Here is a 23,202-nt window from a genome sequence, read left to right as displayed (position 1 = left end):
CATGACAGCCAAGAAGAAGACAAAGGTAGAAAAGTTCGACGTTGCGGAGCACCTGCGCACCCCGGAGGAAATGGCCGCGTACCTGGATGCCTGCATCATGGAAAGTGACGGCGACTCTGCATTCATCGCCAAGGCGCTCGGTGATATTGCCCGCGCCCAAGGCATGAGCAAGGTCGCGCGCGACGCGGGCGTTTCACGTGAGAGCCTGTACCGCGCCCTCTCCGGCGAGCGCAGCCCGGATTTCGCCACAATCCTGAAGGTGACCCGCGCCCTCGGCGTGCAGTTGCACGCCACCGCCGCCTGAACTTCATTCTGTTTCCAAAGGCCGGCGCAATGCGCCGGTCTTTACCTTTGCCCCCAACCTTCCTGATGCGCCGGCGGATCAACCACCGCCCTGGCATGTCATCCAGTGCTCGACGGGGCCGGATGTGACGCCATCGGCATCGCGCATGACGGTGCTCCAGTTGACCATGCCATAACCGCTGCCTTCACAGGTCATCCGCGCCTTGATGGGCGACGCGGAGGCTTCCGTGACCGTCTTTATTTCCGCCCTGCACGCGCCCGGCTCAGTGCAGTACACCGGCGTGAAGCTGAGTGTCACCGGGAACTGCGGGTTACCGTCGAAGTGAACGTCGGTCTCCGCCGAGCCGTCCGCAGGAACGGTAACGCGATCAATCTTCCTCAGCACCAACGGCGTGCAGTCCTTGCCCTCACGAAACAGCCGGTAGCCCTTCTCCACACCTTTCATTGAAGCCTCCCGAAACACGGGATCCTGTAGCGCCGCCGAGTCTTCTGGGTTCGAGTGGTAGGCGATCTCCACAAGCACCGCCGGCATTGTGGCAATCCTGTTTTCGCCGTGTCGGCCCGCGTTGGCTCGATCTCGAATGGGAAAGTCTTCGTAGCCCGGCTGTGATCGGATCTGCTCGCGCATCCCGCACAGCACGCTCTCCGCAAGAGGCCGATCGTTCGGCTTATCGCCGTGATAGAAGACCTCCAAGCCCCGGGTCGTCGCCATTGGGTGACCATTGGTGTGAAGGCTGATCATTGCCCCTACCCCAAGGTGATTCGCGTAGAGAGGGCGTGTGCGGATGTCTTCATTGACCTCCCGATCATTCGTGGTCGCGTTCGGTAGCGAGTTCCAGATATCCGTCCGCGCGGGCATCACAGCCTTTACGTGGTACCTCGAAGACATCTGCTCCCAAGGACGCTCCGACTCCTCGTGCAGATCCTGCACCCTGCTTCGCGCACGATAGACGCTCAAGCCACTTCGCTCCACAAGAAGCGACTGCAATACATCTCCGTACGCTGGCGTGATCATGTCCTCCCTGAAACCGAACGCATCCGGGCGCTGAAACTCCCAACTCCTGGATGGAAACACCCGAACGAGTCCGTGACTGGCGGAAACCAAGGCAGTGGCGTTCCGTGGATTCATACGTGCTTGCGGAGGCACGGCAAGATCATCGGGGAAGTAGTCCTTGAGCGGCTTTCCCTGAAACCGGAAGTCAACATCAACGATGGGAAGCCCGGCCTTCTCTGCGTATACACGAAGCGTCACGGCAAGCTCGTGCAGGAACGTCTCCGCATACCCTTCGGCGGCTCCCGGAAGAAAGCCCCTGCCAAAGTCTGCCAGCACCGTCTTCTTGTTCATGTCGATGGTGACCTTCACATCAACCGTGCGCAGCACATCCCTGCTCTGCAGGTAGCTCGAAACGCCTCTGGACGCTTCCTTCTCCAGCAGGTGGATCAGCTCGGCATCGACGTACCAGGTCGTCTGCGTAGCCTCATCTTTCGATTCGATGGGGTGGCCATTGCCGCCCGGCACGGGCGCGGCCTGTGAATCAACGACACCAGCAGCAAGCAGGATCCCGCAACCCACGGCGAACAACTGTAGGCCTTTACTTACCATTTCCGTTTCTCCTTGGAGGTAGTTGACGCATCTCCGGATGCGCCAGCGAAATCTCCTCCCTTCATGGCCGCACGAACGCGCGCCAACGCACGCTTCCCGGCCGCGACTGAACGACTTTCCTATCGGTTACCGCAAGCCGATCAACGCCGCCTAAAACACCCCGTTTTCCATCGGCCTGCCCTATCCTTCAGCCATGCCCGATATACGCTTTCTTCATCGCCTCGCCGACCTGCCCGCCGCCGACTGGGATGCGCTGCATGACGGCCGCAACCCGTTTGTCAGCTACGCGTTCCTACAGGGGCTGGAAGAACACGGCTGCCTGCGTGCGGAATGGGGTTGGCGGCCGCGCCACTTCACCCTGTGGGACGGCGACCAGTTGATCGGGGCGGTACCGGGCTACCTGAAGGACAACTCGCATGGCGAGTTCGTGTTCGATCACGCCTGGGCCAATGCCTATGCCCGCCACGGGCTGGCGTACTTCCCGAAGTGGCTGGGCGCGGTGCCATATTCGCCGGTGAGCGGGCCGCGGCTGCTGGCGAAGGAGGCAGAAACCACGCGCATGCTGGTAGAGAACCTGCGCACGGAGGTGGCCCGCATGGGCTGGTCGTCGGCGCACGTGAACTTCCACCTGGCCGATGACGACGCCGCGTTCAGCTCCGACTGGCTGCTGCGCGAGGACATCCAGTTCCAGTGGCACAACCCGGGCGACTGGACGGACTTCAGCAGCTTCCTGGCCGCCATGGACCACAAGCACCGCAAGAACATCCGCCAGGAGCGCGCCAAGCTGGCCCGCACCGGGGTGACCTACCGGATCGTGCACGGCGATGAAGCCTCCGACGCCGACCTGCAGGCCATGCACGACTTCTACCTGCAGACCTTCAGCGAATACGGCAATTCGCCGGCGCTGACCCTGCCGTTCCTGCAGCACCTGGCCACGACAATGCCACGCCAGCTGGTGATCTTCCTGGCCCTGCTGGAGGGCCAGCCGGTTGCCGGCGCACTGTGCCTGCGCGGTGGTGACACCCTGTACGGGCGGTACTGGGGGGGCGCCACCCTGCCCGGCCTGCACTTTGAAACCTGTTACTACCAGGGCATCGAATACTGCCTGCGGGAAGGGCTCACCCGCTTCGAGCCCGGTGCGCAGGGCGAGCACAAGCTGGCGCGTGGCTTCCTGCCGCACCGGGTGCGCAGCCGGCACTGGCTGGCCGAGCCGGCGTTCGCCGGTGCACTGGCCGGCTGGTGCGAACAGGAGCGCGAAGAAGTGCAGCGCTATGCGCAGCTGCTGGCGGAGCACACCCCCTTCAAGTCGATTGAATCCACATGACGCGGCACCTGCCCTGGCGGCTGGACGATCGGCCGGATACGCCCTTCCCGCCTGCCGAAACCGCGCTGCAGGACCCGGATGGCCTGCTGGCGCTCGGTGGCGACCTCTCGCCGGTGCGCCTGCTCAATGCCTACGCCGGCGGAATCTTCCCGTGGTTCTCGGAGGGCCAGCCGCTGCTGTGGTGGTCACCGGACCCGCGCATGGTGTTCCGCACCGATGGGGTGCACCTGTCCTCGCGCTTCCGCCGCAGCCTGCGCGCCAGCGGCTGGGTCGTGCGTGCCGACACCCGTTTTCGAGAGGTGATCGAAGCCTGCGCAGCCAGCCCGCGCCCCGGGCAGGACGGCACCTGGATCACCCGGGACATGGTCGAGGCCTATGTGGCGTTGCATGCCCTGGGCTTCGCCCATTCGGTCGAGGTGCTGGACGGCGACCGGCTGGTGGGCGGGATCTACGGGGTGGCCATCGGCCGCATGTTCTTTGGCGAGAGCATGTTCAGCGCGGCCAGCGGCGGCTCGAAGGTGGCACTGGCCGGGTTGGCCCACCGGCTGTCGTCGTGGGGCTGGCCGCTGATCGACGCGCAGGTCGAGAACGACCATCTGCTGCGGATGGGGGCCGAGCATTGGCCGCGGGAGCGGTTCCTGGGGGTGGTGCGAGAGTCGGTCAAGGCCGCCGAGCCGCCTGGGAGTTGGGTCCAGCGGTTTGGGGAGTTTCCCGCCGCATTGTTGGCGTAACGCGGACGGTTAACGCAATCTTTGCATCCCGGGGGAGATGCGCGTAAAATGCCCGCTCTTAAGGCCAGCTCGGCCGTTTATAGAACTGCACAGGACTACATGTCGAAAGACGACTCCATCGAGTTCGAAGGCACCGTCAGCGAGACGCTGCCGAACACCACTTTCCGCGTTCGACTGGAAAATGGGCATGAAATCATCGCCCACATCTCCGGCCGCATGCGCAAGAACTACATCCGCATCCTGACGGGCGACCGTGTCAAGGTTGAAATGACGCCCTACGACCTGACCAAGGGTCGCATTACCTACCGCATGAAGTAAGCGGCAGGGCGGCTTCTCCGGAAGACGCGATCAAAGGCCGGCCCTGCGCTGGCCTTTTTGCGTGGGCGCCATTCAGCTGCGCCCACCGTGCCGGCAGTCACCCTGCCCCACGGCACCCTGACATCAGTCAGCCTGCCTTGATGCAGATTCGCCAGCAGCCGACCGCAGGCACTGTGGTCTACGGTCCACTCCGGATCGTGACCCACTGGCCCCCGCCATGAAGACCCTGATTGCGCTTTGCCTGTTGGTTGTTTCCAGCGTAGCCGCTACGGCGTCTGCGCAGAGCGCGCCCGCTGCCGCGGCCGGCTCCGATTGCATCACCCTGTCCAGCGACCAGCAGCTGGTTCGCAAGGGCGCCGACCGCAGCATCCTGCTGCGCAACGGCACCGATCATTACATCGTCCATTTCCAGAGCAGCTGCAGCCAGGCCGGCTTCTCGCGGAAGCTCGAGTTTGCCACCCCCGGCAATGAGGGCCAGCTGTGCGGGGCACGCGCCAGCAAGCTGCGCACCGACACCGGCAGCTGCGATGTCGCACGTCTTGAGCCGATCAGCGCAGAGGCGTTCGCATCCCGCGCCAAGCGCTGAGCGATGCCCAACAAAAACGCCCCGTGAGGGGCGTTCCTGCTGGAATGCGGTCACGACCAACGGCCGCGACCATGGGTCACTCGACCGTCGCCGGCAGCAGTCGCTCCGGTTCGGCCTGCGTTTCGACAAACAGCTCGTCGTCGCGCACGTCGATGCTGACCCTTCCGCCATTGACCAGCTTGCCGAACAACAGCTCGTCGGCCAGCGGGCGCTTGACCTTGTCCTGGATCACCCGGGCCATCGGGCGGGCACCCATCAGCGGGTCGAAGCCATGGCGGGCCAGCCAGTCGCGCGCGGTCGGCGTGGCCGACAGGCTGACGTGCTTTTCCTGCAGCAGCATTTCCAGCTCGATCAGGAACTTGTCCACCACACGCAGGATGTGCTCGAAGCCCAGCGGCTGGAACTGCACCACCGCATCGAGGCGGTTGCGGAATTCCGGCGTGAAGCTCTTGCGGATGATCTCCATCGCGTCGGTGGCATGGTCCTGGCGGGTAAAGCCGATCGAACGCCGCGAGGCCTGTGCCGCACCGGCATTGGTGGTCATCACCAGCACCACGTTCTTGAAGTTGGCTTCGCGCCCGTTGGTGTCGGTGAGCACGCCACGGTCCATGACCTGCAGCAGGATGTTGAAGATGTCCGGGTGGGCCTTTTCCACCTCGTCCAGCAGCAGCACGCAGTGCGGGGTCTTGACGATCTTTTCGGTAAGCAGGCCGCCCTGGTCGAAGCCGACATAGCCCGGGGGCGCACCGATCAGGCGGCTGATCGAATGCGGCTCCATGTACTCGCTCATGTCAAAGCGCACCAGCTCGATGCCCAGCTGCAGCGCCAGCTGCTTGGTCACCTCGGTCTTGCCCACGCCGGTGGGGCCCGCGAACAGGAAGTTGCCGATTGGCTTTTCCGGGTTGGCCAGGCCCGAACGGGCCAGCTTGATCGCCGAGGACAGCGTCTCGATGGCCGGGTCCTGGCCGAAGATCACCATCTTCAGGTTGCGCTCCAGGTGCTGCAGCACGTCCTTGTCGGTCGCGCTGACCTGCTTGGCCGGAATGCGCGCCATCTTGGCCACGATCGTTTCGATTTCCTCGATGTCGATCAGCTCCTTGCGCTCGCCCTCGGGCAGCAGGCGCTGGCGGGCGCCGGCCTCGTCGATCACGTCGATGGCCTTGTCAGGCAGCAGCCGGTCACCGATGTGCTTCACCGACAGGTCCACCGCCGCCTGCAGTGCGTCATCGGCATAGGTCACGCCGTGGTGCGCTTCATACTTGGGCTTGAGGCCCTGCAGGATTTCGTAGGTTTCGCCCACGGTGGGCTCGACGATGTCGATCTTCTGGAAGCGGCGTGCCAGCGCACGGTCCTTCTCGAAGATGCCGCGGTACTCCTGGAAGGTGGTGGAGCCGATGCAGCGCAGCTCACCGGAAGCCAGCGCCGGCTTGATGAGGTTGGAGGCGTCCATGGTGCCGCCCGACGCCGACCCGGCACCGATGATGGTGTGGATCTCGTCGATGAACAGCACCGCGTTGGGCATCTTCTTCAGCGCGGTGAGCACGCCCTTGAGGCGCTTCTCGAAATCGCCGCGGTACTTGGTGCCGGCCACCAGTGCGCCCAGGTCGAGGGAGTAGATCACTGCATCGGCCAGTACGTCGGGCACCGTACCTTCCACGATACGCTTGGCCAGGCCCTCGGCGATGGCGGTCTTGCCCACGCCGGCCTCGCCCACGTAGAGCGGGTTGTTCTTGCGGCGGCGGCACAACACCTGGATGGTGCGCTCGATTTCATCGCGGCGGCCCACCAGGGGATCGATGCGGCCGTTGCGTGCCGCCTCGTTGAGGTTGCTGGCGAACTCGGCCAGGGCATCGCCCTTGCCTTCGCCATCGCCCCCCTCGGCGCGCCCTTCGGCATCCGAGGACGGCGGCACTTCGCCCTCCTCGCCCAGTTTGGCGATGCCATGGGAGAGGTAGTTGACGATATCCAGCCGGGTGACGTCCTGCTGGTTGAGGTAATAGACCGCATGGGAGTCCTTTTCGCCGAAGATGGCCACCAGTACGTTGGCACCGGTAACCTCCTTCTTGCCCGAGGACTGCACGTGGTACACGGCCCGCTGCAGCACGCGCTGGAAGCCCAGCGTAGGCTGGGTGTCGCGGCCATCATCCTCGGCCAGGCGCGAGACAGAGGCCTCGATGGCCTGCTCCAGCTCCTGGCGCAGGCGGTCGGCGTCGGCCCCGCATGCCTTGAGCACGGCCTGGGCGGACGGATTGTCGAGCAGTGCCAGCAGCAGGTGTTCCACCGTCATGAACTCATGGCGGGCCTCACGGGCGCGCTTGTAGCACTGACCGATGGTGTGTTCGAGGTCTTTACTGAACATGTTCTACTCCGGCGGCAGTTGAGAACAATATGCGGCCTACCTGCACAATTTCCATCACCCTACTGGATCGGTGCGTTCAGATGGCGTTATCACTTGCGCGATCCTGCCCCCGGACCCCAGCATTGGCTGGCCACCCGTGATGGCAACGTCATCGACCGATTGCGGCGCTCCGCCCCCTGGCGGTCCCCTGCGCTCTTTCGATGAAGGACGGACATGGGGGCCGGGAACGGCCACCGGCCGGCTTAGGTGGGCATCCAAACAACCGGGGGCGCCGGGAACCCCGTGTTATCCGGCTTTTTCCATCGTGCACAGCAGCGGATGCTGGTTCATGCGCGAGAACTCGTTGACCTGGGCGACCTTCGATTCGGCCACCTCGCGGGTAAACACCCCGCACACGCCACGCCCACGGGTGTGCACGTTGAGCATCACCTGGGTGGCTTTTTCCAGATCCATCGAGAAGAAGTGCTGCAGCACGGTCACCACGAAATCCATCGGGGTGTAGTCGTCATTCAGCAGCATCACCTGGTAGAACGGCGGCGGGGCGACCTCCGGCCGGGCCGGTTCCAGCGCTACGCCGTGGTCGTTGTGGGGTTCTTGGGAGGGCTCGCGAGGCATCGGGACATTATAGACGCCGCACCGCCCGGATTGGACGTTGGCCCCCTGCGCCCGTCACAATCCACTCATGGACACACACTTTCACAGGGATTTCATGAAAAGAATCGCCACCGCGCTGCTGCTGGCCGCCTCCGTCTTCGGCGCCCACGCCGCAACGCCCGACAAGGCCGTCGGCCGCGTGCTCGACACGCTGAAGTACCCCTACGAGATCGACGAGGACGGCGACTACAAGCTGGTGTTCGATGTCGAAGGCGACCGCACCCAGCTGGTGTTCGTACGCTCGGCCGTGGAAGAGTACGGCAAGCACCGCATCCGCGAGATCTGGTCGCCAGGTTACAACGCGCCGGGCAAGCAGTTCTCCGCCGCGGTGGCCAACCGTCTGCTGGAGGACTCCCAGGACGCCAAACTGGGCGCGTGGGTGAAGCAGGAACAGCTGGCCATGTTCGTGGTGAAAGTGGACGCCAACGCCAGCGCTGACGCGCTGGGCGACGCCATTGATGCGGCGATGAACACCGCCGATGCGATGGAACTCGAACTGACTGGAACGGACGAATACTGACGTGAACGAAGTGCAGGACCTGCGCTGGGCGCCGCATGTGACCGTGGCCACCGTGGTGGTGCGGGACGGGCGCCTGTTGCTGGTGGAAGAAGCCATCGACGGCCGCGCGGTGCTGAACCAGCCAGCCGGGCACCTGGAGCCGGGCGAAAGCCTGGCCGCCGCCGCCGTGCGCGAGACCCTGGAAGAGTCAGGCTGGACCGTTCGCCTGACGGCCTTCATCGGCACCTACCAGTGGACCGCCCCCGACGGCACGTCCTTCCTGCGCTTCGCCTACGCGGCCGAGCCGATCGCCCATGACCCTGCGCGCCCCCTGGACACCGGCATCCTGCGCGCACTGTGGCTGGACCCGGCCGAACTGCAGGCCGAGCCCTCGCGGCTGCGCAGCCCGCTTGTCTGGGAGGTCGTTGCCGACTTCCTGGCCGGCCAGCGCCATCCGCTGTCGATCGTGAAGGAGGTTGCATGAGCACCCCGCGCGTCATGGTCGGCGTATCCGGTGGCGTGGATTCGTCCGTCGCCGCCTGGCGGCTGGTCCAGCAGGGCGAGCCGGTGGCCGGGCTGTTCATGCAGAACTGGGCCGACGACGGCAGCGGCGATTGCCGTGCCGAAGACGACCGTCGCGATGCGGTAGCCGTGTGCGGCCTGCTCGACATCCCGTTCCACTTCCGCGACTTCTCCAGCGAGTACTGGCAGGGCGTGTTCGAACATTTCCTGGCCGAGTACGCGGCCGGGCGCACCCCCAATCCGGACGTGCTGTGCAACCGCGAAGTGAAGTTCAAGCACTTCCTGGATGCGGCCCGCGAGCTGGGCGCCGAACGCATCGCCACCGGCCACTACGCCCGCGTGGCGCAGGTGGGCGGACGCTGGGCGTTGCTGCGCGGCGCCGACCGCAGCAAGGACCAGAGCTACTTCCTGCATCAGCTGGGACAGGCCCAGCTGGCCGCGACCCTGTTCCCGATCGGCGACCTGCAGAAGAACGACCTGCGCCGCATTGCCCGCGACGCGCGCCTGCCGACCCACGCCAAGAAGGATTCGACCGGGATCTGCTTCATCGGCGAGCGCGATTTCCGCGAGTTCCTGGGCCGTTACCTGCCGGCGCGTGCCGGCGAGATCCAGGACCCGGACGGCAACCGGATCGCCGAGCACCCCGGGGTGTTCTATTTCACGCTGGGCCAGCGCGAGGGCCTGAACATCGGCGGCGTGCGTGGCCGCCCGGCGGCCCCGTGGTACGTAGTGGGCAAGGACGTGGCCAGCAACGTGCTGTACGTGGACCAGGACCGTGAGAGCCCCTGGCTGCAGTCGACCCGGCTGCATTCGGAGACTGCCCACTGGATCGCCGGGGCGCCGCCTGCCCGTCAGTTCGAATGCACCGCGCAGACCCGCTACCGCCAGCCGGACGAGCCGTGCACGGTGCGGGTGCGCGACGATGGCAGCGTGGACGTGCGTTTTGCGCGGCCGCAGCGTGCCGTCACCCCTGGGCAATCCCTGGTGTTGTATGACGACGAGGTCTGCCTGGGTGGCGCGGTGATCGCCGCCACTGACGCGCCGCTGGAGCAGCGCCTGCGCACCGCCCCTTCCCCCTTCGAGGTATCTGCTGCATGAGTTTTTCCATCGACGACCGCGTCCTTGCCCTGGCTGGCATCGCCCAGGCGCTGCAGCAGGTGCGCCGCATCGCCGAAACCGGCCATTCCGAGGCCAGCGTGGTCCGCACCGCGATCGACAGCGTGTTCCGGATCGACGCCGACAGCCCGCAGGCCATCTACGGCAGCGCCGCCAACCTGGCCCCGGGCCTGCGCCTGCTGCACAACTATTTCCGCAACCAGGGCCAGGACGAGATCCTGCCGCGGCTGGCACTGGCCGTGCTGCAGCTTGAGCGCCGCTTCGTGCGCGAGCACGCGGTGGTCGAACAGGTCAGCCAGGGCATCGCGCGCGCCCAGCGCCAGGCCTTGGAGCTGAACGACAGCGCCCACCCGGACGTGCTCTCCAGCCTGGGCGGGCTGTATGCCGACACCATCAGCCACCTCAAGCCGCGGGTGATGGTCCAGGGTAACCCGCACTACCTGGGCCAGGCCGGGGTGGTGGCCGAGATCCGCGCGCTGCTGCTGGCGGCGGTGCGTTCGGCGGTCCTGTGGCGCCAGACCGGCGGCCAGTACTGGGATTTCCTGATCTCGCGCAAGGCGATGATTGAAGCTGTGGATCGTCAGCTTCGCTGACGAAAAGGAGGGACGACCAACGGTCGTCACCTACCGGCGCTGACGTGTAGAGCCACGCCCTGCGTGGCTGCAATGCATCCGAAGCACGAAATCCACACACACCGACTAAAGCTCCCGGGGGTGCGGCCGATACATTCTCCGTGCACCTCCCCGAGAACGTCCATGTACTCACGCATTTTCACTAGTCTGGCCGCCCCCCTGGTCCTGACCCTGCTGCTTCCCTTCGCCATCGGCTTCGAATGGCCGGCTGCCCTGCGCTGGGCGATTCTGACCACGATGACGCTCAGCTGGCTGGGGTTCGCCTGGTGGACTGCCCGCGCCCAGAGCCAGCGCTCGCCCGAGCATGCCCGCATGATGCGGGAACAGGATCAGCTGCTGACCGAGCTGCGCTCGTTCGTCGGCAACGAAATCGATGGTTCGCGCGCCGAGATCGAACGGGCCCGCGACCTGATCCGCCAGGCCGTGGCCGGGCTGGGCGGCAGCTTTGATGCCATGAACCGCAAGTCCCGCCAGCAGAGCCAGGCCCTGGCCCGCATCGTCGACCGCGCCGGTGAAGATGGGGGTGCTGGCGTCGACGTGGCCCGTTTCGCCCAGCACGCCAGCCATCGCATGGAGCAGCTGGTGGAAGCGCTGGAGCAGGTCAGCGGCCAGAGCAGCACTACGGTGCAGCACATCGACCAGATGGCGCAGCACCTGGATGGCATCTTCGCGTTGCTGGAAGACGTCAAATCCATTGCCGACCAGACCAACCTGCTGGCGCTGAACGCGGCCATCGAGGCGGCCCGTGCCGGTGAAGCCGGTCGCGGCTTTGCGGTGGTGGCCGACGAGGTGCGCAACCTCTCCGAACGTTCCACCACGTTCAACGAGCAGATCCGCAAGCTGGCCCACAGCTCCAAGGACGCCATCGCCAAGGTCCGCGAGACGGTCTCCAACATGGCCTCGCGCGACATGGACCGCTCCCGCGAAGCGCGTCACGAAGCAGCCGCCATGCTCGACAACGTGGCCCAGATCAATGCTTCGCTGGGCGAAGGCATGCGCGAGATTTCCGAGTGCGGCCGTGCGATCGACAGCAGCGTGGCCGAAGCCGTGCGTGCCCTCCAGTTCGAAGACATCGCCACCCAGGCCCTGGGCGGCGTGCACACCCACCTCGATCGCCTGACCTCGATCAACCGCGAAGCGGTGGGCCTGCAGGAACTGCTGCACCGTAACGGCGGCGTGTTCGACGCCGAAGTGGCCACCGCGCTGCAGCGTACCGGCAACCGTCTGCGTGAAATGCGCAGCGAGTGGGAACGCCCGCCGCACAAGCCGGTAAGCCAGCAGAGCATGGCGGCCGGTGCGGTTGAGCTGTTCTGATCCGTGATAGGTGCCGGCAACGGCATTCCACGAGGGCCCCGGCATTGCCGGGGCTTTCGTGCGTGTGGCCCCCTGCCCCATCTGTTGAAGATTTCCGCATGCTGTTGAACGCCACCCCCAGCCCCTTGATTCCTGCCGGTAGCGGCGCGTCGCCCGACGCAGTGGGCGACGTCATTCACCCTGCCCAGGCGCCCGCGGCGCCGAAAAGCGGGCGCGCGCTGTTGGCGGCGCTGGAACAGCAGGCGCAGCGGGAACTGGCGGAAATGATGGCGACCGCAGCGGCGGCAGCGCCGCTGGATCCCGCGCTGGCGGGATTGGCATGGGACCTGGGCCTGAGCGGAGACATGGTCGATTGATCCGGATCCCGATGGGCCTGTAACGGTTGCTGGCCCATGGTTGATGGATCCGGATGCCAATGGGCCCCTAACAATTCGTCCGTGGATCGGGATCAATCAACTACGGGCCCGCCAACAGTTACGGGCCCGACGGCACCGGAATCCGCAACGCGTCGCCGGCACCCGCGGGAATCGCCATCACCTGCCCCCCGCCCTGCTTCAGCCACTGCGCCAGATCGCGCGGGGTCAGCGGCCTGGAATACAGGTAACCCTGGATCTCGTCGCAACCCTGGCGGCGCAGCATCGCCTCTTCCTGCTCGGTTTCGACGCCTTCGGCCACCACCTTCATGCCCAGAGCGTGACCCAGGTGCACGATCGCCTGGGTGACTTCGGCGGTGCCGGCGTCGTGAAGCATGCCCTGCACGAAGCTGCGATCGATCTTCAGCCGGCCCACCGGGAAGCGGTTGAGGTAATGCAGGTTGGAGAAGCCGGTTCCGAAGTCGTCCACCGCCAACGGCACGCCGTGCCGCTCCAACACATCGAAGCAGTGGCGCAGCACGTCGGTGTCGCGGATCAGGGCCGATTCGGTCAGCTCCAGTTCCAGCCGCTGCGGTGCCCAGCCATGGGCGTGGCAGATATCGATCACGCGCTCGGCAAAGCCACGGTCGCGCAGCTGCACCGCTGACACGTTCACCGCGATCCGGTCGAACTTCAGTCCGGCCCTGTCCCAGGCGGCCGCCTGGCGGCAGGCCTCGGCCAGCACCCAGTCGCCGATGCGGACAATCTCACCGCACTTCTCGGCGATGGGAATGAACTCGGCTGGACTGCAGTAACCGATCCCCGGGCGGTGCCAGCGCAACAGTGCCTCGATGGCCGGCGGCTGATCCTGGGCAGCGTGCAGCAGCGGCTGGTAGGCCAGGCTGAACTCTTCGCGCTCGATGGCGCCCAGCAGGGCGTGCTCGATTTCCAGTTTGCGCTGGATGCGCAGCAGCGCATCCTGGCTGTAATACTGATAGGTGTTGCGCCCGGCTTCCTTGGCAGCGTACATCGCCGCATCGGCCGCGCGCAGCAGCGAATCGAAATCCGCGCGCCCTTCGTCGAGCATCGCGATGCCCACGCTGGCGCCCACCTTCAAGGTCGTGTCACCGCGCTGCAGCGGCTCGGCCAGCGAGGCGATCAGCTTGCGCGCCACGTGCCCGGCATCCTCCGGGTCGGCAAGGTCGCGCAGCACCACGATGAATTCATCGCCGCTGAAGCGCCCGAACAGGTCGGCGTTGCGCAGGTTCTGATGCAACCGTGCCGCCGCTGCCTTCAGCAGCGCATCGCCGGTGGCATGACCGAAGGTGTCGTTGATGGTCTTGAAACCATCCAGGTCGATGAACAGCATCGCCAATGGTGCGCCACGATCAAGCGCTTCCTCGATGGCATCTGCAGTCTGCTCGCGCAGCAGCATGCGGTTGGGCAGGCCGGTGAGCAGGTCGTAATGGGCGAGCAGCTCGATCCGCTCGTTGGCCTCGCGTTCGCGGGTGATGTCACGGAACAGCACCACGAAACGGGTCGGCAGGCCATCGCGGTGGTCCAGTTCGATCAGCACCTGCACCCAGATGCGCAGTCCGGACTGGCGGTAAAAGCACAGATCCAGCTGCTCAGGCAGGCCGCCTGCGGCAATGCGCGCCAGTGCTGCCTCGAAGGCGTCGCGCGAATCCTGCGTGTACAGCGCCAGCGCCTGGTCCAGGGTGATCGGTTCCTTGCGCAGGCCATGGATGCGGTAGCACTCCTCGGTCCACTGCATGTGGCGGGTGCTCACTTCGATCTCGCAACCCCCGATACGGCCCAGCGCCGAGACCCGGTTGAGCAGCTCGGTCCGCCAGCGGATGAGCGCATCGGTCTGGTGCTGTTCGGTAATGTTCTGCACCTGGCCGAGCAGGCGCTGGATGCGCCCATCCGGACCCAGCAGCGGTTGCATCCACAGCCGCAGGTGCAGCGCGCCGTTGCCCTCCCGCGGCAGCTCCAGCGCCAGCATGCTGGGCTTGCCATCGCGCAGCATGCGCCGCCAGGCCTGGCGCAGCAGGCTGCGCGAACGCGGCTCCAGCAGGCGCAACCAGTGTCGACGGCTGTTCAACGGGGCATCGCCTACACCGAGCAACGCCCGGAACTCCGGCGACCACCAGAACTGGCGGGTGCCCGGATCCCACGACCAGCTGCCCATGCTGGCGATGCGCTGCGCTTCCCGCAGGTGCACCTGCTGCTCCAGCAGCAGCGCTTCCATCTGCTTCTGCGCCTGGATGTCGGTGTGCGTGCCCACCATGCGCAGCGGCTGACCGTCGACCGTACGGGCCACCACGCGCCCGCGGTCGAGCACCCAGCGCCAGTCGCCTGCGGGATGACGCAGGCGGTACTGGGCGGTGTATGCCTCCCCATCGCCGCGCAGGTGCGCGTCCAGCGCCGCACGCACAGCGGCCCGGTCATCGGGGTGAACGGGGGCCAGCAAGGCCTGCCCCGCCTCCGCCACCGCATGTTCTTCAGGGCCGGTCGGCAGGTCGTGCCAGCGCTGGGAACGGGTGACCGCGTCGCTGGGCAGGTCCCAATCCCACAATCCGTGGCCGGCGTGCTCCAGCGCCACTTCCCAGCGGCTGCCCGCGTAGGGCGCCGCTGGCTCCGGGATGCTCAGGGTGAAGGCCAGCAGATGGCCGTCGGCATCATGCACGGCCCGCATCCATCCATCAAAGCGACCACGCGGCCCGCCCGGCAGCTGGCAGGGCACCAGGCCCCCATCGGCCGCCAGCAGCCGCAGGTCTTCCAGCAGCTCGCCGTAGGCCGCCACGGTCGCCGGCAACCCATGGTCACGCGCGGCCGGATTGGCGGCCAGCGGGCGCCCGGCCCGGTCCAGGATGACCAGGGCCGAGGCCAAAGGGTGCTGCAGCAGACTCGCGATGATGCCTTGGTCCACGCGGTATGACTCCGATAACGCACCCGACAGCCGGGAACGCAATCGTTAGCGGCTGTTCCGCTCGATAGTTGAGCGTCGCGTGCGCCCAAGGCGTCCCAACCACTACTATGGAGCGTCCGCCCAACCGCCTCCCGTCGCGCCCCATGCCTGTCGTCCCGCCCGGCCCGCCCGTCCCCCACCGTCGTGACCACCCGCTCGCACAGGCCCTGCGCCGCGATCGCTGGCGGGTGGTGATCGGCTATCTGGTGCTGGCCTTGTTCTGGATTCTGTGCAGCGACGCGGCCGTACAGGTGCTTACCGCCGACCTGGCCACGGCCGCGCGGTGGCAGACCGCGAAAGGCGCGTTCTTCGTCATCCTCAGTGGCGCGCTGATCTACCTGCTGCTGCGCCCGCTGGCCATGCACGTACTGCAGACCCATGAGCGCCTTGAGCACTCCGAACAGCGCCATCGCCAACTGTTCGAAGGCAACCCGGGCCCGATCCTGGTCTACGACCTGGACACGCTGGAGATCCTGGACGTCAACCCGGCTGCCAGCAGCCTGTTCGGCTGGAGCCGCGACGAGTTCATCGTCATGTCGATGACCGCGCTGTGGCCGCCCGGGGACGAAGCGGCGCTGGCCGCCAAACTCGAGGAGATCCGCGCGCAACCGGAACAGCTGTGCGTCATGACCGCCGACCTGGTGCTCAAGGACGGCACGCGCCGGCGCATGGAGATGCGCAGCAACTACCTGGATTACGCCGGGCGGCCGGCGCGGTTGCTGATCGCCATCGACCGCACCGGCGAAGACCAGGCGCTGCGACGCCGCGACCAGGCGCTGGCCCGGGTCGAGGAAGCGCACGAAATGGCGCGGATCGGGGCCTGGGAGGTCGATCCCTCCACTGGACTGGGTCGCTACTCCAACCAGGTTTACCACCTGCTGGGCCGGCGCCCGCCCGAAGCGCGGCGTTGGCACCGCTTCGAGGAACTGCTGGTGCCTGCCGACCCAGCCACCGCCGCGCTGAGCGAACAGCTGCTGCAGGACATGCGCGGCGACGCGGTGCAGATCGACCTGCTGCTGCCGCTGCTGGCCATGGACGGGCGTGCACTGATGGTTCACCTGCGCGCCGAGAGCGGCACCGATGATGCCGGCCGGCCCCGCGTACTGGGCACCCTGCAGGACGTGACCGAGCGCGAGCAGTCGCGGCGCCTGCTGCGCGAGCGCGAAGAACAGTTCCGCGAGCTGGTGCGGGTGCTGCCCGACGGCGTGGTGATCCTGTCCGACGAACATGTGCTGTATGCCAACGCCTGTGCTGCCGCGCAGTTTGGCTACGGGCAGCACACCCTGCTCGGCGAACCGCTCTCGGCGCTGGTCGTTGCCAGCGACCTGCCCAGGGTGCGCGCCCAGTTGTTCGCCAGCATCCCGCTGCCCACCAGCGGCAGCGAAGTGATCGGCATGCGGCGGCAGAATGGCGAGCGCTTCCAGGCCGGCCTTGCGGTCGGCGAGGTGCGCTATGGCGGGCGCAACTGCAAGCTGCTCATCGTGCGCGATCTGAGCGAGCCGGAACGTATCCGCCAGGCGCTGGAAACCAGCAACCGCGAGCTGCAGGCCATGGCCGGGCGCCTGTTCTCGCTGCAGGAAGACGAGCGCCGCGCGATTTCGCGCGACCTGCACGATGACATCGGCCAGGCCATCACCGCCATGAAGCTGTCGGCCTATGCGGCGCAGGATGAGGCCGATCCGCAGCGGCGCGGCGAGGACCTGGAGCAGATCATCCACCTGGCCGACGCCACCGTCGGCAAGCTGCGCGACATCTCCACCCTGCTGCGCCCGCCGCAGCTGGATGCACTGGGCCTGGAAGCGGCGTTGCGCTGGCAGGCCGGAGTGCTGTTCCGTTCCTCGCCGATCGAACTGCTGGCCGACATCGCGTCGTTGCCGCGGCGCCCACAGGGTGAGATCGAGCAGGCCTGTTTCCGCATCGCCCAGGAAAGCCTGACCAACGTGCTGCGCCATGCGCGCGCCAGCCAGGTGCAGCTCACCCTTCATGATGTGCAGGATCATGGCCTGCACCTGCAGGTGCGCGATGACGGCGAAGGTTTCGACCCCGACGGCCCCCGCGGGCTGGGCCTGATCGTCATGCGCGAACGCGCGCAGAGCGCCGGCGGCACCCTCAAGATCGAGTCGGCCCATGGCGCCGGCACCCTGGTCGACCTGTTCCTGCCTTACCGCAGCGATGGCGTGGCCACCCCCGATACAATGGAATACTGAGTCATGTGGAACCCTTCCCTGCCCCTGGTCAGCATCGAGGACGCGCCGCCCCGGCTTGGCGCCGGTAATCCCGCGCTGCAGGCCATGGTGGCCGAGGCCGCCTCAGGTGGCACGCCGTTGATGCTGATGCACGTGGATATCGACCACTTTGCGTCGGTCAACGAGAACATGAGCGCCGAGGTCGGGGACCAGGCGCTGGTGTTGGTAGCACAACGCCTGCAGCATCACCTGCGCGGACGCGGCCAGCTGTGGCGGCACGGCAGCGATGAGTTCCTGATCGCGGTACCACGCACCGCCGACCTCCCGCTGCCCGACGACCTGGCCGAGGAAATCCGCCAGCAGCTGGAGCTGCCGCTCTCCGTCCTGCCGTATACGCTGTTCATGACCGGCAAGCTCGGCGTCAGCCTGTGCCCGGAACATGCGACCGAAACCTCGCGCCTGCTCGACCATGCCGAAGACGCGCTGTACCAGGCGGCCCGCGAGGGCGGCAATGCGGTGCGCATCCACGCGGTCAACACGCCGTCCAGCGCGCACAGCGAGAGCATCATCGCGCGCCAGATCGTGGACGCCATTCCCAATGGCGAACTGAAGCTGCGCTACCAGCCGCTGGTCAGCGCCCGCGATGGCCACGTGGTCGGCATGGAGGCGCTGCTGCGCTGGCAGTCCCCGACGCTGGGCATGCTGGTACCGGAGCGCTTCATGCGCACCGCTGAACGCCTGGGCATCATCGTGCAGATCGGCACCTGGGTGCTGGAGGGCGCGCTCAAGCAGGCCAGACTCTGGCGCGACCTGGGGTTCGACGATTTCACCATCGCGGTGAACGTGTCCACGCTGCAGCTGCTGCGCCCGAATTTTTTCGCCGAAGTGATGGCGCTGATGCAGACCGCCGGGGTGCCGGCGCACATGCTCACGTTGGAGATCAACGAAAGCGCGTTGACCAACAACGTCAACTTCGTGCACGAAACCCTGGTGAACCTGCGCAACGAAGGCATCAGCCTGAGCCTGGACAATTTCGGCACCGGTGATTCCAGCCTGAGCGCGCTGGTGCGCTATCCAGTGGACAAGCTGAAGATCGACCGCAGCTTCATCAAGAGCGCGCCGGCCGGCAACCGCGAGGCCGCCATCGCGCGCGCGATCATTGCCATGGGCCACCAGCTGGGCATGACGGTGATCGCCAACGGGGTGGAGTCGCAGGCCCAGCTGGGCTTCCTGCGCCGCAACGACTGCGACGTGTTCCAGGGCTACCTGTTCGGCGAGCCGATGTCGGCCGACGCGGCGGGCATGACGCTGCGCCGGCGCTACCTGCGCCCGGAAGCGTTCGCCGAAACCCGCCCGGACCGCACGCTGCTGCTGCTGGACGACGAAGAGAACGTGCTGCGTTCGCTGGTGCGCCTGTTCCGCCGCGATGGCTACCGCATCCTGGCGGCGGGCAACGTGCGCGATGCGTTCGACCTGCTGGCGATCAACGATGTGCAGGTGATCCTGTCGGACCAGCGCATGAGCGACATGAGCGGCACGGAGTTCCTGGGCCGGGTGAAGATGCTGTACCCGGACACGATCCGGCTGGTCCTTTCGGGCTACACCGACCTCAACACGGTCACCGACGCGATCAACCGCGGCGCGATCTACCGCTTCCTTACCAAGCCATGGAACGACGACGAGCTGCGCAAGCACATCCACCAGGCGTTCCGCACGCACGAAGAGCAACGCCGCGCCAACACCTCACAACCGGTTGCTATACCGGCGCCTGAAGGCGATTAGGAGCAGCGTTTCCGTTGCTACGTGCTGGGGAAGGCGGCGCAACGGTAGAGTCGGTTCCCAAACGACTGCCGTGAACCCAACAACGTCCGGTAACGCATGAACACGATCGGCACTTCGCTTTACCGCGGTTGCTTGATCGGCAACACCAACCGGAATCGCGAACCCACGCCCGGGGTGCTGTCGAGATCAATCCGCCCGTGGTGCTTGTTGATGATGCTGTAGGAAATCGACAGCCCCAACCCGGTGCCACTGCCCACCGGCTTGGTGGTGAAGAACGGATCGAAGATGCGCTGGCGCAGGTCCGGCGAAATGCCGCCGCCGGTGTCTTCGAACTCCACCCACACGTTCTCACCTTCCACGCCGGTACGCACGGTGATGGTGCCGCGTTCGGCGATGGCGTGGCCGGCGTTGAGCAGCAGGTTCATGTAGACCTGGTTGAGCTCGGACGGCAGGCACTCCACCAGCGGCAGCTGCCCGAATTCGCGATGCAGGGTGACCTTGTACTTGAGCTCGTTCCAGATGATGTTGATGGTCGATTCCAGCCCCGAGTGCAGGTCGACCAGCTTCCACGACTCGTCGCGGCCGGAATAGGAGAAGTCCTTGAGGTCACGCACGATCCGGGTGACCCGCTCGATGCCTTCGCGGGATTCGGCCATCAACTGCGGCAGGTCGCGGCTGATGAAGTCGATGTCGAAGCGGTTGCGGATATCGTCGATTTCGGGAATCAGGGCCTTCGGGTCCGGCGCGCGCAGTGCGCGCTCATAGGCCTCGATCACCGTGAACAGGCTGCGCAGGTATTCCTGCAGGCTGCCCAGGTTGGAGTGCACGTAGCCGATCGGGTTGTTGATTTCGTGGGCCACGCCGGCGGCGAGCTGGCCGATGGACGCCATCTTTTCCGACTGCAGCAGTTTTTCCTGCGTGCCGTTGAGGCGCAGGTAGGCCTGGCGCAGCTCGGCATGGCGCTGCTGCAGCTCGCGTTCGTAGTCTTCCTGGCCTTCGATGCGGCGGAACAGGGCCAGGTAATGACGCCGGCCGGCGTCTTCCTGCTGGTAGACGTGCGCGATGACCATGCGCTCGCCCACCGGCAGGCTGCCGTTCCAGTGGCCGTGCAGTCGCGCATGCTCGAGTGCATCGGGTGGCAGCAGCTGGCGCAGCCACTGCGCGGGATCCACGCCGGCGTCGATCTCGCCCTGGCCGAGCATGCCGCGCACGGCGGCATTGGCCACGGCCACGCTGCCGTCATCACGGAACAGGAGCACGCCTTCGTTGATGCGCTCGAACAGCGCAAGCAGAACCGGCTGCGGCGGCAGCGGTGCGGTGACAAAAGTGGTGGGCACGGTCACGGTCACATCGGGGCAGTTGAAACAGGTGCCCACTATATCCGTGTTGGAGCGCGATCCGTATTGGAGCTCAGGCGACGGCGAGCGGCCGGCGTGTGTGCAGGGTGTTGGCCTGGCCCTTGGCGTCGTAGGCCGACGAGGCTTCGCTGCGGCCGAGCTGGCGCAGCGCCCAGTTGACCTCGCGACGACGACGCGCCAGCAGTACGCCATTGGCGCGGTTGCGCTCGGCCAGCTCCTGCAGGCGTTCGTTCTGCCCCACCGGCAATACCTGCTCCAGCGCACGCAACGCATCGAGCTTGGCGCTGGTGGCGCGGATCAACGACTGGACGTCATGCTCCACCAGCGCCTGGCGCTCGACGTCCAGGGCATCGCTGAGGCGCTGCAATGGCTCGCTCATGGCCAGCTTCATTTCTGCAGCTGCTGGTCCAGCTCAAGCATGCGCGAGGCGATCGCGTCCGGATTGATCTTGTAGGTGCCGTTCTGCAGCGACTCGCGCACGGCCTGCACGCGGCCGGCATCAATCGCCGGGGCGCTGCTGAGTTCGCGCTGCAGGGCCTGCAGGCTGGTGGCCTCGCCGGTCAGCTTCAAGCTGTCGGCCGCTTCCACCGGCCGCGCCGGGGCATCGGTGCTCACGCTGGGCTTGTTGCCCGGCGCAATGCTGCGCAGATGGGCGGTCGCCTGCAGGTTGCCGTCGATTTTCTGGCTCATGGGTTGTCCTGGGAGTTACGGTTCACAAGGGATAACGGCACGGGGACCGGCATCTTTAGGAGATTTTGCGTGCTGTAATGGTCAGCGCGTCACAAAAACGTCGCCACTGGCCGCCACTGTGCCTTGGACTACCTTGCGTGAAGACAGATTTTCCACGGATACGCGTTCATTTTCACCTGCATCGGCCATGGCCTTGCCCGCCACCCGGACCTCGACCCCGCCAAAACGGGAGACAAGGGCCACACTGTCGCCGCGGCGAATGAGACGCTGGGCGACCAGGTCGTTGGCCGAGAGCAGGCTGCCCGCGCTCAGGGTTCGCCGCGCCACCCGCCCCACCGCCACGGCCGGGTCGGCCAAGGCAGCGCCGGCAATGCGGGCCACATCACGCTGCGCAGTGGTGATATCGGCCAGCGCCAGCGTTTCTCCAGCGGCAATGCCCCGGTTGAGGATCAGGACGGTCTGGTTGCGGCGCACTTTCACCGGCACGAACAGGCGCCAGCCGCCCGCATCGGGGCAGCTGACCTCCACGGTGCTGGTTCCAGTCGGCTGGGCGCGCAGGTCCTGGCCGCAGGCCGGCAGGCGCAGCGCCGAATCCAGGGTGGTATCGCCTTCGCTGCCCGCCGGCAACGTGGACAGCGCGGCGGCGCGGATGCTGTCCACCGGCTGCCAGCCGCCTGCGGCCCGGGCGTGCGGGGACGCGCCTGCCAAGGCGATAAGCGTGACAACTATAAAAAGGATACGCATGGCGGCTCCGGGGGCATGGCACATGCGCAGCACCCTGCAAGCGCCGTGCCGTTCACGGGCTCATCTGCCCGCTCAAGTGAACGCGGTTGGCGCCGATACCACTCCCATGTCACATGACCTGCTCAACCGCATCGACCAGCGCACGCGCCTGGCGGGCCACAACCGCCTGGCCCTGCTGCTGTTCCGCCTTGGCGGACGTCAGCTTTTTGGCGTCAACGTGTTCAAGGTGCAGGAAGTCCTGCGCCGGCCGGACCTGTTCCAGGTGCCCGGGCTGCCCAGCCAGTTCGCCGGCGTGGCCGACGTGCGCGGCCGCTCGGTGCCGGTGCTGGACCTGGGCCTGGCCATCGGCCACCCCGAGCGCGAGCCCGACGCCGACAAGGCGCCGGGCTACCTGGTGGTGACCGAATTCAACCGTTCGATCCAGGGATTCCTGGTCAGCGGCGTGGAGCGCATCGTCAACATCGCGGTCGAAGACATCCACCCGCCGCCGGAGCTGGGCGCCGAATCGAGCTATCTGACTGCCGTCACGCGCTTCCAGGGTGAGCTGATCCAGGTGATCGACGTGGAAAGCGTGCTGGCCGACATCGCCCAGGTGCGTGGCGAGGCCGTGCTGGACCCCTCGATGGCGCTGCCGGCCGACGCCCCGCAGCTGCAGGTGCTGGTGGTGGACGACTCGCGCGTGGCCCGCCAGCAGATCCGCAGCGTGCTGGACCAGCTCGGCGTGGGTGCCACCCTGCTGTCGGACGGCAAGCAGGCGCTGGACCACCTGCTGCAGATCCACGCCGCCGGTGAAAACCCGGCCGAGCGTTATGCCATGGTCATTTCGGACATCGAAATGCCGGCCATGGACGGCTACACCCTGACGACGGAAATCCGTCGCCACCCGGGCCTGGCCGGCCTGTACGTACTGCTGCACACCTCCCTCTCGGGCGTATTCAACAACGCCATGGTCGAACGGGTCGGCGCCAACGCCTTCGTGGCCAAGTATTCCCCGCACGAACTGGCCGATTTCGTGCTGGATCGCCTCCGGAAGGTCGCCCTGGCGGCTTGAGGCGTTAAAAGCAGCGGCACGTTATCGCTTGAAGGGCCGGGGCGGAGGGGGTTGCGGGACACGCCGTGAACCCATCCATGGGGGCTCGTTCGCGCCATCCATGGCG

The 23,202-nt window shown here is 66.4% G+C and carries 22 protein-coding genes; 14 read left to right on the top strand and 8 right to left on the bottom strand.

Translation table 11 applies throughout. The features are described 5' to 3' along the window. Position 1 precedes the first annotated feature (1 nt). Positions 2–304 carry an addiction module antidote protein gene (locus tag ACTJI4_RS08690; protein WP_282245163.1) on the top strand — a complete coding sequence of 101 codons (303 nt, stop codon included), beginning with the start codon at positions 2–4 and terminating at the stop codon, positions 302–304. A 78-nt stretch (positions 305–382) separates the two neighbouring features. Here ACTJI4_RS08690 and ACTJI4_RS08685 read toward each other — a convergent pair whose 3' ends face one another. Further along, complete coding sequence (locus tag ACTJI4_RS08685; RefSeq protein WP_440869057.1) at positions 383–1,906, bottom strand: N-acetylmuramoyl-L-alanine amidase family protein; 1,524 nt, start codon at positions 1,904–1,906, stop codon at positions 383–385. Between the two features lie 193 nt (positions 1,907–2,099). Here ACTJI4_RS08685 and ACTJI4_RS08680 point away from each other — a divergent pair, with 193 nt between their 5' ends. The 4 genes from ACTJI4_RS08680 (at position 2,100) to ACTJI4_RS08665 (ending at position 4,865) form a co-directional block, all read left to right on the top strand. Continuing rightward, positions 2,100–3,230: a GNAT family N-acetyltransferase gene (locus tag ACTJI4_RS08680; RefSeq protein ID WP_440869056.1), complete on the top strand. Its 1,131-nt coding sequence runs from the start codon at positions 2,100–2,102 to the stop codon at positions 3,228–3,230. Then, entirely contained in the window at positions 3,227–3,961 is a 735-nt protein-coding gene (gene aat, locus ACTJI4_RS08675; protein ID WP_440869055.1) for a leucyl/phenylalanyl-tRNA--protein transferase, read from the top strand. Before ACTJI4_RS08680 ends, aat begins: the two co-directional genes overlap by 4 nt. Before the next feature lie 99 nt (positions 3,962–4,060). Continuing rightward, positions 4,061–4,279 carry a translation initiation factor IF-1 gene (infA, locus tag ACTJI4_RS08670; protein ID WP_005409596.1) on the top strand — a complete coding sequence of 73 codons (219 nt, stop codon included), beginning with the start codon at positions 4,061–4,063 and terminating at the stop codon, positions 4,277–4,279. A 217-nt stretch (positions 4,280–4,496) separates the two neighbouring features. Continuing rightward, a complete protein-coding gene (locus ACTJI4_RS08665) occupies positions 4,497–4,865 on the top strand; it encodes a hypothetical protein (protein WP_392917377.1) in 369 nt (122 codons plus the stop codon). A gap of 76 nt (positions 4,866–4,941) precedes the next feature. Here ACTJI4_RS08665 and clpA read toward each other — a convergent pair whose 3' ends face one another. Next, on the bottom strand, positions 4,942–7,224 hold the full coding sequence (clpA, locus tag ACTJI4_RS08660; RefSeq protein ID WP_392917375.1) for an ATP-dependent Clp protease ATP-binding subunit ClpA: 2,283 nt from the start codon (positions 7,222–7,224) through the stop codon (positions 4,942–4,944). Positions 7,225–7,509: 285 nt separating this feature from the next. Continuing rightward, entirely contained in the window at positions 7,510–7,839 is a 330-nt protein-coding gene (gene clpS / locus ACTJI4_RS08655; protein ID WP_440869054.1) for an ATP-dependent Clp protease adapter ClpS, read from the bottom strand. 94 nt (positions 7,840–7,933) lie between these two features. Between clpS and ACTJI4_RS08650 the strand changes: the two genes are divergently transcribed. From ACTJI4_RS08650 to ACTJI4_RS08625, 6 genes are all read left to right on the top strand, one after another. Beyond that, positions 7,934–8,398: a hypothetical protein gene (locus ACTJI4_RS08650; RefSeq protein WP_392917371.1), complete on the top strand. Its 465-nt coding sequence runs from the start codon at positions 7,934–7,936 to the stop codon at positions 8,396–8,398. A 1-nt stretch (position 8,399) separates the two neighbouring features. After that, positions 8,400–8,861: an NUDIX hydrolase gene (locus ACTJI4_RS08645; RefSeq protein WP_440869053.1), complete on the top strand. Its 462-nt coding sequence runs from the start codon at positions 8,400–8,402 to the stop codon at positions 8,859–8,861. Then, positions 8,858–9,997, top strand: a complete 1,140-nt coding sequence (mnmA, locus tag ACTJI4_RS08640) for a tRNA 2-thiouridine(34) synthase MnmA (protein WP_392917366.1) — start codon at positions 8,858–8,860, stop codon at positions 9,995–9,997. Before ACTJI4_RS08645 ends, mnmA begins: the two co-directional genes overlap by 4 nt. After that, positions 9,994–10,608 carry a high frequency lysogenization protein HflD gene (hflD, locus tag ACTJI4_RS08635; RefSeq protein WP_392917364.1) on the top strand — a complete coding sequence of 205 codons (615 nt, stop codon included), beginning with the start codon at positions 9,994–9,996 and terminating at the stop codon, positions 10,606–10,608. Before mnmA ends, hflD begins: the two co-directional genes overlap by 4 nt. A 162-nt stretch (positions 10,609–10,770) precedes the next feature. After that, the gene (locus ACTJI4_RS08630) at positions 10,771–11,961 is read left to right on the top strand and encodes a methyl-accepting chemotaxis protein (RefSeq protein ID WP_392917361.1); all 1,191 of its coding nucleotides are present in this window, start codon (positions 10,771–10,773) and stop codon (positions 11,959–11,961) included. 98 nt (positions 11,962–12,059) lie between these two features. Then, complete coding sequence (locus tag ACTJI4_RS08625; RefSeq protein WP_392917358.1) at positions 12,060–12,317, top strand: hypothetical protein; 258 nt, start codon at positions 12,060–12,062, stop codon at positions 12,315–12,317. Between the two features lie 118 nt (positions 12,318–12,435). Here the strand turns inward: ACTJI4_RS08625 and ACTJI4_RS08620 are convergent, their stop codons facing one another. After that, positions 12,436–15,246: a sensor domain-containing protein gene (locus tag ACTJI4_RS08620; protein ID WP_440869052.1), complete on the bottom strand. Its 2,811-nt coding sequence runs from the start codon at positions 15,244–15,246 to the stop codon at positions 12,436–12,438. A 143-nt stretch (positions 15,247–15,389) separates the two neighbouring features. On the opposite strand from ACTJI4_RS08620, the gene ACTJI4_RS08615 reads away from it, so the two are divergent. Next, positions 15,390–17,492, top strand: coding sequence for a PAS domain S-box protein (locus ACTJI4_RS08615; protein WP_440869051.1), 2,103 nt, complete (start codon positions 15,390–15,392; stop codon positions 17,490–17,492). Between the two features lie 3 nt (positions 17,493–17,495). Continuing rightward, entirely contained in the window at positions 17,496–19,253 is a 1,758-nt protein-coding gene (locus ACTJI4_RS08610) for an EAL domain-containing protein (RefSeq protein ID WP_392917349.1), read from the top strand. A 119-nt stretch (positions 19,254–19,372) separates the two neighbouring features. Here the strand turns inward: ACTJI4_RS08610 and ACTJI4_RS08605 are convergent, their stop codons facing one another. From ACTJI4_RS08605 to flgA, 4 genes are all read right to left on the bottom strand, one after another. Continuing rightward, a complete protein-coding gene (locus tag ACTJI4_RS08605; RefSeq protein ID WP_440869050.1) occupies positions 19,373–20,596 on the bottom strand; it encodes an ATP-binding protein in 1,224 nt (407 codons plus the stop codon). A 67-nt stretch (positions 20,597–20,663) separates the two neighbouring features. Beyond that, positions 20,664–21,002: a flagellar protein FlgN gene (locus ACTJI4_RS08600; RefSeq protein ID WP_093532818.1), complete on the bottom strand. Its 339-nt coding sequence runs from the start codon at positions 21,000–21,002 to the stop codon at positions 20,664–20,666. Then, positions 20,999–21,301, bottom strand: a complete 303-nt coding sequence (flgM, locus tag ACTJI4_RS08595; protein WP_217537463.1) for a flagellar biosynthesis anti-sigma factor FlgM — start codon at positions 21,299–21,301, stop codon at positions 20,999–21,001. Before flgM ends, ACTJI4_RS08600 begins: the two co-directional genes overlap by 4 nt. Before the next feature lie 81 nt (positions 21,302–21,382). Then, positions 21,383–22,045 (bottom strand): flagellar basal body P-ring formation chaperone FlgA, encoded by a 663-nt coding sequence (flgA, locus tag ACTJI4_RS08590; RefSeq protein ID WP_440869049.1) that lies wholly within the window; start codon positions 22,043–22,045, stop codon positions 21,383–21,385. Between the two features lie 106 nt (positions 22,046–22,151). Here flgA and ACTJI4_RS08585 point away from each other — a divergent pair, with 106 nt between their 5' ends. Beyond that, complete coding sequence (locus tag ACTJI4_RS08585; RefSeq protein WP_282245200.1) at positions 22,152–23,096, top strand: chemotaxis protein; 945 nt, start codon at positions 22,152–22,154, stop codon at positions 23,094–23,096. Positions 23,097–23,202 lie beyond the last annotated feature (106 nt).

Source organism: Stenotrophomonas sp. 22385, from assembly GCF_052045085.1.
GTDB lineage: Bacteria > Pseudomonadota > Gammaproteobacteria > Xanthomonadales > Xanthomonadaceae > Stenotrophomonas.
This window is presented reverse-complemented; position numbering and strand designations above follow the sequence as displayed.